At 38.3% G+C, this 10,776-nt stretch carries 8 protein-coding genes and 1 pseudogene; 3 read left to right on the forward strand and 6 right to left on the reverse strand.

Annotation, left to right across the window (positions count from 1 at the left end):
- Nucleotides 1–5 precede the first annotated feature (5 nt).
- The 3 genes from ACT53H_RS13365 to ilvD all read right to left on the reverse strand — a co-directional run bounded on the left by ACT53H_RS13365 (nucleotide 6) and on the right by ilvD (nucleotide 4,257).
- On the reverse strand, nucleotides 6–737 hold the full coding sequence (locus ACT53H_RS13365; protein WP_476009376.1) for a sulfite exporter TauE/SafE family protein: 732 nt from the start codon (nucleotides 735–737) through the stop codon (nucleotides 6–8).
- A gap of 78 nt (nucleotides 738–815) precedes the next feature.
- The gene (locus tag ACT53H_RS13370) at nucleotides 816–2,105 is read right to left on the reverse strand and encodes a hypothetical protein (RefSeq protein ID WP_476009377.1); all 1,290 of its coding nucleotides are present in this window, start codon (nucleotides 2,103–2,105) and stop codon (nucleotides 816–818) included.
- A 322-nt stretch (nucleotides 2,106–2,427) separates the two neighbouring features.
- Nucleotides 2,428–4,257, reverse strand: a complete 1,830-nt coding sequence (gene ilvD, locus ACT53H_RS13375) for a dihydroxy-acid dehydratase (protein WP_174730785.1) — start codon at nucleotides 4,255–4,257, stop codon at nucleotides 2,428–2,430.
- 348 nt (nucleotides 4,258–4,605) lie between these two features.
- Between ilvD and fmt the strand changes: the two genes are divergently transcribed.
- Together fmt and rsmB are read left to right on the forward strand one after the other, a co-directional pair.
- Nucleotides 4,606–5,568: a methionyl-tRNA formyltransferase gene (fmt, locus tag ACT53H_RS13380; protein WP_476009378.1), complete on the forward strand. Its 963-nt coding sequence runs from the start codon at nucleotides 4,606–4,608 to the stop codon at nucleotides 5,566–5,568.
- A complete protein-coding gene (gene rsmB, locus ACT53H_RS13385; RefSeq protein WP_476009379.1) occupies nucleotides 5,565–6,869 on the forward strand; it encodes a 16S rRNA (cytosine(967)-C(5))-methyltransferase RsmB in 1,305 nt (434 codons plus the stop codon). The genes fmt and rsmB overlap by 4 nt, the downstream gene beginning before the upstream one ends.
- Nucleotides 6,870–6,908: 39 nt before the next feature.
- Here rsmB and ACT53H_RS13390 read toward each other — a convergent pair whose 3' ends face one another.
- The gene (locus tag ACT53H_RS13390; protein WP_004790262.1) at nucleotides 6,909–7,052 is read right to left on the reverse strand and encodes a methionine/alanine import family NSS transporter small subunit; all 144 of its coding nucleotides are present in this window, start codon (nucleotides 7,050–7,052) and stop codon (nucleotides 6,909–6,911) included.
- 12 nt (nucleotides 7,053–7,064) lie between these two features.
- Complete coding sequence (locus tag ACT53H_RS13395; RefSeq protein WP_004790264.1) at nucleotides 7,065–8,543, reverse strand: sodium-dependent transporter; 1,479 nt, start codon at nucleotides 8,541–8,543, stop codon at nucleotides 7,065–7,067.
- A 655-nt stretch (nucleotides 8,544–9,198) separates the two neighbouring features.
- Between ACT53H_RS13395 and ACT53H_RS13400 the strand changes: the two genes are divergently transcribed.
- Complete coding sequence (locus tag ACT53H_RS13400) at nucleotides 9,199–9,891, forward strand: TIGR04219 family outer membrane beta-barrel protein (RefSeq protein WP_476009380.1); 693 nt, start codon at nucleotides 9,199–9,201, stop codon at nucleotides 9,889–9,891.
- 63 nt (nucleotides 9,892–9,954) lie between these two features.
- On the opposite strand, the pseudogene ACT53H_RS13405 reads toward ACT53H_RS13400, so the two are convergent.
- Nucleotides 9,955–10,552: pseudogene (locus tag ACT53H_RS13405) on the reverse strand (glutathione S-transferase family protein).
- Nucleotides 10,553–10,776: the final 224 nt, after the last annotated feature.

Raw genomic sequence — 10,776 nt, forward strand, 5'->3', positions numbered from 1 at the left:
TTGGCTTAATGCAAAATCATATAAAGCCCTAATGACACCAAACCTATAAAAAAGATACGACGAAATAATTGCTCGTTGAGTCGATAGCGAATTTTTTTACCTAACCACATTCCAACGAGTGCAGCCACCAACGCAGCAAAAGATAAACGATAGTCCAGTGTTACTCCAGACATCGGGTTTTGGTGTAAGAAAATAGCAAGACAAATGGTAGACACCGTAAAGGTTAATCCCAAAGCCTGAACCAACTCGTCACGTTTTAAATGCAAAGACTGCAAATAAGGAACAATCGGAATAATAATAACGCCTGTTGCTACGGTCACTGCCCCACCAATATAACCAATAATCGGCGATAGCCAACGCTCATGTTTCCCTAAATGTGGAAGCTTTTTGACACACAGTCCATAAAGGCCATATAAGGCCAACATACAGCCCAATAAAATCTCACTACTGTGCCCATGACTTTGACTTAAAGTCGGTAGGAAACTCCATATTGAACCCACCACAATGCCTACGAGTAAGGTCCAGAAACGGCGAATAAAAGCCCAGACAAGTCCTTCAGCAAAAAGCTGCCAAACATTGGTGACCATTGAAGGAACAATGAGTAAAGAGGCTGCTTGAAAAGGACTCATTGCGATGGTGAGTAAGCCCATCGATACTGCGGGCAGCCCTAAACCGATCATGCCTTTAATCATGCCAGCAAAGGCAAACACCATCATAATAATTAATAAAAAAGTCACTGTTTATCTCCGATTCCCTACATGGTTATGCTACGGAAAAAACAGGTTTTGCCCTATTCTTGTTTTTAGGAGTAGGCCTCAATTAGAAGTTGAGGCCGTTTTGTATTTTTCTTCTAAAACATTACTAAAAATACTTTCAATCATCCAAACGCGGTACAAGCTATTAAATACATAGCTTTGACCATCAATACGCAACTCTAGAACTGGTAAATCAGGCTGATGCTTATCTTTGCAAAAAGCATCATTTTGTGCCAGAACAGCTGGTACATCCTGCTCGGTTAACTGCTCAATTCCCAGCTGCAGCTGTAATTCTTGGAAATGCTTTTGGAAAGATAAATCTTTACCTTTTGTCCAAACGGCTTGCAAGATCGTAAAAATCGTATCGATTTGCTGATTTTCCTGCACACTATAAAAAAGCTTTGCCATTTCAAGCGTACTTTCTTCTGTAGGGCGGCAAAAAGGAGTAAAAGCGACGTCTGTTCGTTTAGAAACACGGGTTGCCAAACTCCAGTCAAACCAGTCTCGACCTTGGTAACTCAAAGGATAAACTTTTAATTGAATGTCGTAATAATCAGCCAGTTCTTCCTTAATATAAGCAAGTAATAGCCAACTCATTGGATCTTCTAAGGCAATATATATATCGAGTTCAGGGTGAAGTGTCTGAATTTCAGTAAGTGCCTCAGCATCATTAATCAAATGTTCACGCCATTCGATATGATTAATTAAAAAAATCGGATTACCAGTCAATAACTTTTGTTGTTTTAGTCGACGAGTTAAACGTAATAAATCATCTACTGCATGATATTTACGTCCACCAAACTCAAAGTAAGCTGCCGGTACAGGCTCATCCGTAAAAATACGTTCTGAAAAATGTTGAGGAAGCTGATGTTTAACTGCCATAGCATGTAAAGTACGCAGCTTTCCATATTGCTGCTGCCAAAGCATGTGAAAAATATCTTCAAGTAAATGTAAGAAATTCTGACCTTGTAATGGGGTTCTTTTTAATATGACAGCGGCTTGTTTTAAAGATTCTTGGCTTGGGATTTCTGGAAATTCATCAAAAGCAAAACGGTGTTGTTTGGCTAATATTTTGGCATCATTCAAACAATAATTTTGCCATTCTTCATGCGACATACCATTTGGAGGTTCGGAAGCCGTATGGGAAATAATAATTTTTAAGGGCTTAAGTTCATCACTTAAAATCTCATCGAGCTGAGATAGTTGCTGAACAGCTAAATAGCTATACACATCATCAAGTCGTAAATAAATACTTAAACCATTTTCCGTGGGTAACACCGCTTGACGTGAAGGTTTTTGGTAAAACCAACTCGATCGGATAGGGTCAAACCAACGGCGTAGCAGTGACATGAGAGTAGAGCCTCTAAAAAATAATCCTAAGCAAGACCAAAAAACTGCTTTGATCGCAGTACTAAGTGCCGCAGAAACTTCATATACAAAATGTTGTTGAAGAGCTCTGCTTACGCAAAACAAAAATCGTGTTATTGCATGTATTTCTGTATCGGTGAAGATTTTATCATCATTTTATGGCAAACCCATAGAATGACTTGCAACACCTTCATCTACAAGCCTATTTTTTCCAACAGATGTAAAAAATGCACCCATCAGCATGATAATAATTCATCATACAAATGGATGCATAGTTTCTATTCAATTAATAAAATTGAATATTTTATAGAACGCGTACAGCTCCTTTCGCTGCACTTGTTGTATGCATTGCATAAACTTTTAACGCTTTTGATACCTTACGTTTACGTTCTTCTTTCGGATGCCAGCCTTTCGCTTCTTGAACTGTACGACGGTGCGCCATAGTCGCATCATCAACGTTTAAGTGAATAGTACGGTTCGGAATATCGATTTCAATGGTATCGCCATCTTCTACCAAACCAATTGCACCACCTTCAGCAGCTTCTGGCGAAACATGTCCAATTGAAAGACCTGATGAACCCCCAGAGAAACGACCATCTGTCACCAATGCGCAGTCTTTTCCTAAACCTTTCGATTTAAGGTAGCTGGTTGGGTAAAGCATTTCTTGCATACCTGGACCGCCACGTGGGCCTTCATAACGAATCACAACAACATCACCAGCCTTAATGTCATGACCCAAGATTGCATCTACAGCGGCATCTTGGCTCTCAAATACACGCGCTGTGCCCGTAAATTTCAAGATCGATTCATCTACACCCGCAGTTTTTACAATACAACCATCAAGCGCGATGTTACCGTATAGAACTGCTAAACCACCATCTTTAGAGAATGCATGTTCTGCATTGCGAATAACGCCTTTTTCCCGATCGCCATCTAAAGTTGCATAGTAGCGATTTTGAGAGAAAGCAACTTGAGTTGGAACACCACCTGGAGATGAGCGATAGAACTCATATACATCTGCATCTTCAGTACGAATAATATCCCACTTATCTAATGCATCTTTTAAAGTTTTCTCATGTACGGTTGGTAGTGATACATCAAGTAAGTTCGCACGATCAAGCTCACCCAAAATGGCCATAATGCCACCTGCACGGTGTACATCTTCCATATGAACGTCTTGTTTTGCAGGCGCTACTTTAGACAACACAGGCACTCGACGTGATAATTCATCAATATCGTCCATGGTAAAATCAACTTCTGCTTCACTTGCAGCAGCTAATAAATGTAGAACCGTATTGGTTGAACCACCCATTGCAATATCAAGGGTCATCGCATTTTTAAATGCAGCCTTTGTTGCAATTGAACGCGGTAAAATGCTTGCATCTTCTTGTTCGTAGTAGCGTTTAGCCAATTCAACAATAAGCTGACCCGCTTTTAGGAATAATTTTTTACGATTCGCATGAGTTGCAACAATCGAACCATTGCCCGGTAAAGATAAACCCAAAGCTTCTGTTAAACAGTTCATTGAGTTTGCAGTGAACATACCTGAACATGAACCACATGTTGGACATGCTGAACGTTCAAATTCCGCTACTTCTTCATCTGTATAACTTTCATCAGCCGCAACAACCATTGCATCAACAAGGTCAATCGCTTTTTCATCACCGCGGAACTTAACCTTACCAGCTTCCATTGGTCCGCCAGACACGAAGACAACAGGAATATTCAGACGCATCGCAGCCATGAGCATTCCCGGAGTAATCTTGTCACAGTTTGAAATACACACCATGGCATCTGCACAGTGTGCATTCACCATATATTCAACTGAGTCAGCAATCAAATCACGTGATGGTAGTGAATAAAGCATGCCGTCATGCCCCATTGCGATCCCGTCATCTACTGCGATCGTATTGAACTCTTTAGCAACACCACCTGCTGCCTGAATTTCTGCTGCGACTAGTTGCCCTAAATCTTTAAGGTGTACATGGCCCGGAACAAATTGAGTAAATGAGTTGACCACCGCAATAATCGGTTTGCCGAAATCCTCATCTTTCATTCCTGTTGCACGCCATAAGCCACGTGCGCCAGCCATATTTCTTCCGTGTGTCGATGTTTTTGAACGATAGTCAGGCATTAGTGTTTCCAACAAGTTGTGCTTGAGCGGAATTTCTCCCACTCTGGCTGAATGATACTGATATAGCGTTAGATCAGTCGGAATATTGACTCATCATCATAATTTGATCATTCTCCATTCTATAGAAGCAAATAATATTCGGAAAGCCAAGAACAGTAATAGTCAGTCAATATTTAGCAAAACTTACATGAATAATTTTTTATTTTTTCATAACCTTTTTTTATCAATAAAAATTTTTGAATAATTTTTTGTTCACTATTTAAAAATCAAATCTCTCAATAGCCATGAGTTTAGGGCTTCAAACGTTTTTCACGTATACTACCCATAAACTCTTTTTGGATTGCATTTGTGAAAATTATTTTTGCTGGCACCCCCGAATTTGCTGCAACAGCATTGGCGGCATTATTAAAAACTTCCCATGAAATTATCGCCGTTTACACCCAGCCGGATCGTAAAGCAGGCCGTGGACAAAAACTAACGCCATCTTCTGTAAAACAGCTTGCGCTTGAACATGGTATACCTGTTTATCAACCACTTCATTTTAAGGCATCTACAGAAGAAGGGCTCGCAGCCCAACAAGAACTGGCAGCTTTAGGTGCCGATGTGATGGTCGTTGCAGCCTATGGCTTAATTCTTCCACAAGCTGTGCTCGATACACCGAAATATGGCTGTTTAAATATTCACGGCTCACTATTACCACGCTGGCGCGGTGCAGCACCAATTCAGCGTGCAATTGCAACGGGTGATGAAGAAACCGGAATCACTATCATGCAAATGGCAGCTGGTTTAGATACAGGCGATATGATGTATAAAACCTACTGTCCAATCATACCCGAAGATACATCAGCGACTTTACATGACAAACTCGCAGCTCAGGGCGCAACAGCAATTTGTGACGTACTCAAGTCAGAAGAAACGCTAAAAAAATATTTGGCAGAACGTGAAGTTCAAGATGAAAGCCTAACTGTCTATGCACATAAGTTAGTGAAATCAGAAGCTCGTATTGACTGGTCAAATGATGCTGTTCAACTTGACCGAAATATTCGTGCGTTCAACCCTTGGCCAGTTGCATTCATTCAACTAGATGAAAATAGTGCTTTGCGTGTTTGGAACTCAGCCACTTCTACTCAAAGCCAAGCAAATGCCCAAGCTGGTGAAATTATCGCGATTGATAAACAAGGCGTACATGTTGCTTGTGGTCAAAACTCTTTTATTTGTCTGACCAGCGTGCAATGGCCGGGTGGTAAAGCAATGAATGCACAACAAATTGCACAAACTCAAAAACTTCACGTAGGACAAATTCTACCATGAGTCAGGCTTCATCAAATTCGTCACGATTTAACTTACGTGCTCAAGTCGTTCAAACGTTATTAAAAGTCCAGCAAGGGCAATCACTTGCTAGTATTTTAAATACACAGCTGAATCAAGTTGCAGAACGTGATCGCGCACTATTTCATGAACTTGTTCTAGGTACGCTACGCCAATGGTTTGCTCTTAAATCAATTAGCCTACCTTTACTCAGTAAACCTTTAAATAATGAAACTGTTGAAACCTGTCTGTATGTTGGGCTTTATCAAGTTTTATGCACGCGTATTGCAGCGCATGCCGCTATTTCAGAAACAGTAGATGCCACCAAACAACTTGGATTTCCTGCTCTCGGCGGTATTGTAAATGCTATTTTGCGCCGAGCTACTCGTGAAACTGATGACTTTCAGCAAGGTCTACAGCAAGCGCATGGCTTACCAAGTTGGCTTTTCAAAAGGTTAAAAAAGGATTGGGGAGAACAAACTGAATCTCTTTGCCAATCATTAAAACAAGTCGCACCTTTAACCTTACGAGTTAACCAACGTCATATTGGCCGTGATGCTTATTTAGCAAAACTACAAAGTCTAGATATTCAGGCACGTGCATGTACTCTGTCTGAAGCAGGTATTGTTCTTGAACAATCTGTACAAATTACCCAGCTACCCGGCTTTGAAGAGGGATGGTTTTCTGTACAAGATGAACATGCTCAGCTATGTGCAACATTATTGCCAGATCTAAATAATAAAACGGTAATTGATGCCTGTGCAGCTCCCGGTGGGAAAACAGCTCATTTACTCGAAAAGTTTAAACCGACTAAACTCATTGCTATTGACCAAGATTCTAACCGTTTAATCCGTGTAACTGAGAATTTAAACCGCTTAGCACTTGATCAAAGTCAAACAGAAATTTTGGCAGCAGATGCAACTCAATGGGTTCCCGCAGAACCGGTAGATTGTATTGTGCTTGATGCACCATGTTCTGCGACAGGCGTTATTCGTCGTCATCCCGACATACGCCTATTGCGTCAATCTAGCGATATAGCTCAAACGATTGAACTGCAAAAGCAGATTTTGGAACACATGTGGCAACAGCTTAATGTTGGAGGCACACTGCTCTATATTACCTGTTCAGTTTTAAAAGCTGAAAATGAACAGCAGATGATAAATTTCTTTGCAGAACATACTGATGCAAAAGAAATTAAGATTGAAGCGAATTGGGGACTTGAACAAATTCATGGCCGACAATTATTACCACAAGCTCAGTCTGGCGACGGATTTTATTATTGTAAAATTCAAAAAATTGCATAAAAAAAGCAGGCTTTAAGCCTGCTTTTTATTAGATCAGCATCAAAGCGTATGCTGATCTTTTACATCTTCTAAAACGTCATCTAACTCTTCAGGATGTTTCGATAAATGTAGAATGGATAAAGCCAATCCACCCCATAAAAACACCATCGAAATCACCATCATCACGATTGCCGAAGTATTCATTATTTTATCCTCCTAGCGATCTTTCATTTTGCTTAACACGATTGCAACGACCGCACAGAAAATCACACTGCCCCAGCCGAATACACCTTGTAAGCTCATACTATAAGTATCATAGCCATTTTTGATCAAATTAAAAACAGTCATACTAAGTGTAGTTAACAAGATTAAAGATGTAATAACTGTTAAAGTGAAATCCCATCCCTTACCTAATTGAATAGTAGAGATGCGATTTACGTGATCACGAAGTTCTTTAAGAGCCGAACGTTTAAACCAAGTAATGGCAATAATAGAAATTAAAGCACCACCAATAATACCGATGTTATTGATAAAGTGGTCAACAATATCAACTAGTTTAATTGCGTTTACACTTGAGAATAAAATAATTGATACAAGCGCACTGCCACCACCAATAATGGTTACAGCTTTTTTACGGCCCCATTTCAATTTATCTTGCATTGCAGCAATAGGCACTTCCAAAATACTGACCATTGAAGAAATACCTGCGACGAAAAGTGAAGAGAAGAATAAGAAACCAAATAAATCAGCACCTGTACCTAAACTTGAAATAATTTTAGGGAATGCAATAAATGCTAATCCAATTCCGCCACTTACGACATCTTTAACTTCAGTACCCGCGGCATGTGCCATAAAGCCAAGCGCAGCAAAAATACCAATCCCTGCCAAAATCTCAGTTGATGCATTTGCAAAACCAACGATTAAGCCAGAACCTGTTAAATTCGTTTTTGGTTTTAAATAAGATGCATATGTCACCATGATCCCGAAACCAACAGATAATGAAAAGAAGGTATGACCATAAGCGGCTAACCATACTTTATAGTCCATCATTGCTGACCAGTTTGGCGTAAAGAATGCATTCAAACCTTGAGCAGCACCCGGCAAACGCAATGACTGAATCACCAAAATAGTGAATAGAATGAACAATAATGGCATGAAAATTTTATTGGATAATTCCACACCCTTTTTCACTCCACCATAAAGAATGATTAAAGTAAGTGCCCAAATTCCAATAATCGGCCAGAATAAATGACTTACAAACTGTAAATCAAAGCCAGTTGCTTTTGAGGTTTGCAAATAAGTATTAAAGAAGAAACCTTCTGGATCACTTCCCCACATTTGACCAATAGAGAAGTAAACATAACTACCAGCCCAAGTGAGCACACTTGCATAGTACAAACCAATAATGATACAGACACAAACCTGCCACCAACCTAATGTTTCCCCGCCTTTAAATAAGGCACGATATGCTTTAGGAGGTGAACCAGTACTACGATGCCCTACCGCATAATCTAAAAATAGTAACGGTAAACCAGCAGTAATGAGTGCTAGTAGATAGGGAATAAGAAACGCACCACCACCATTTTCATAAGCAACGTATGGAAAGCGCCAAATATTACCTAAACCTACAGCCGAGCCAACGGCTGCAATAATAAAACCAGATCGTGACGTCCAGTTTTCACGAGAATCTGTCATAGAACACCTAATGTTAAAAGATTACTTATTTTTACTGCTATTGTTGATTGTTATTCCGCATGCAAAAAAAGAACCAAAAAATACTTTTGTGTTTGTAGAAAATAAAATGAACCTTTTGAGTATTTTTATTCCCTTAACAAACAAGCAAAAATAGAAAATTCTTCCTTAAAGATTTTTGTCCATTTTTTGCCCCTATATAGCTGAACAATACCTGTTTTTATTTCTTTTTACTGTAATTTCCGTCAGAAATTTTACGAATTTTCTGAGTTTTTTTCACAATTGGTTATTTTTCAGCTGATATTTACGTTCTACTACTTGTAGATCAATATTTTTATTTAATGATATTTTCTTCCAACTCTTAAAAAAGCGTCCTTAATCACTATACTTCTCCACTAATTTATTCATACCTCTCTGATTTTTCAAATTAGACTTAATACCCTCATATAATTAAATGACAAAATTTATACTAAAATTTTTAGCTAATCAGAATCTCCCAAATTAAACATCTAATAATAATTATTTGAAATAAATAAACTTTTTCTCTATATAAAAATTTATTCCTATTATACGTACCAGATCTTTATTTTTTATCAATGCATCAGTAGCAAGATGTCTATATCATGCGCACAAAGATTTCTTTTATGCGGATGTAAAAATGAAAATATTAAAAATATCTTTATTAACGCTCGGGATGGGCTTAAGTAGCCTTGCTCAAGCAGACTTTGTTGGAGTAAAGGGAGATGTCGGCTACTGGTTTTACGATGGTAAAGCGAATATGTCTTCTCAATTTCCTGATGATCAAGATCTAGATCAAAAAGGTAGTGCTCAACTCTCATTAGCAGTAGAGCATCCAATTCCATTTATTCCAAATGCAAAAATTCGTTACGTAAATTTAGATACTCAAACTAAATCGGAAACTTTGGGTCAAGCCAACTATAAAGTTGATTTGGATCATAGCGATTTTATCCTTTACTATGAGTTACTAGACAATATTGTGAGTGTAGATGCTGGACTTGGTGCAACTGTACTAAATGGTGATATTACTGCTTATACAGGTAAACGCGTGGATATTGATAAAACATATCCTATTGCTTATTTATCTGGTGAAGTTAAACTTCCATTTACAGGCTTAAGTGCTAAAGGTGAAGCAACCTATACAAACTTTGATGATGCACGAATCACAGATGCATTAGCAGAAGTAAAATATAAATTTGCAGATAATTTACTCATTGATCTTGGTTTAACAGCAGGATATCGCGTACTCAACATTGATTTAGATGACTACGATAATAATGATCTTAAGTTTGAATTTAAGGGTCCGTATATCGGTTTAGAAGCGCATTTCTAACTTGGCACGGATTCGAAGTTTCCTTCCTATATAAAAAAGGACTCTTATAAAGTCCTTTTTTAATTAGCCCATGCCTACATAACCTGAATATTTTCGAATTCTTTGGCACCACGCTTGAATATTTGGATATAGCTCCAAATCAAAACCACCTTCCTCCGCAACATGCGTGTATGCATATAAGGCAATATCAGCAATAGTTAATTGACTTCCAACAAGATAGTCATGCTTTACTAAAGCTTTATCCATAATAGATAGTGCTTTATGGCCTTTCGGTTGTAAATTATGATATTCCTCTATTCTTTCTGGTGGTAATCCTAAATATTTATTAATAAAACGAGCAACTGCAATAAATGGTTCATGACTATACTGTTCAAAGAACATCCACTGATACATTTTTGCTTTCGTATAGGAATCTGTAGCAATAAACTCTGTTCCCTCCGCCAGATAACCTAAAATAGCGTTAGATTCACTTAAAACACGACCATCATCTAGAACCAGTACAGGTATTTTTCCATTAGGATTTAAGAATAAAAAATCTGCTGTTTGAGTGTCTTTTTTTTAAAATATCAATATGGACCCATCTGTGTTTAATATTTAATAAGGAAAGTAATAGTTTAAGCTTATAACAATTCCCTGAACCTACATCACCATAAATTATCATAGATGCTTTTCCCTTGTTATTCATATTTAAGTATGTAATTTTCTTATTATTTATAGCATGAATCTTTCATAATATTTTCAGTTTTATTTTTCTCATTTAATTTCCCATAAAGAAACACCCCGGCCTCTTTCGGGGTCGGGGTGTTTAAATAATGAGCTGGCGATGACTTACTCTCACATGGGAAACCCCACACTACCATCAGCGCTAAGAGGTTTCACTTCTGA

Source organism: Acinetobacter sp. DMC2 (assembly GCF_056314305.1).

What these genes read in the sequence shown, in the direction of transcription:
- ACT53H_RS13370 (WP_476009377.1), bottom strand. Translation starts at nt 2,105, where the DNA reads ATGTCACTGCTACGCCGTTGGTTTGACCCTATCCGATCGAGTTGGTTT.
- ilvD (WP_174730785.1), bottom strand. Translation starts at nt 4,257, where the DNA reads ATGCCTGACTATCGTTCAAAAACATCGACACACGGAAGAAATATGGCT.
- rsmB (WP_476009379.1), top strand. Translation starts at nt 5,565, where the DNA reads ATGAGTCAGGCTTCATCAAATTCGTCACGATTTAACTTACGTGCTCAA.
- ACT53H_RS13390 (WP_004790262.1), bottom strand. Translation starts at nt 7,052, where the DNA reads ATGAATACTTCGGCAATCGTGATGATGGTGATTTCGATGGTGTTTTTA.
- ACT53H_RS13395 (WP_004790264.1), bottom strand. Translation starts at nt 8,543, where the DNA reads ATGACAGATTCTCGTGAAAACTGGACGTCACGATCTGGTTTTATTATT.
- ACT53H_RS13400 (WP_476009380.1), top strand. Translation starts at nt 9,199, where the DNA reads ATGAAAATATTAAAAATATCTTTATTAACGCTCGGGATGGGCTTAAGT.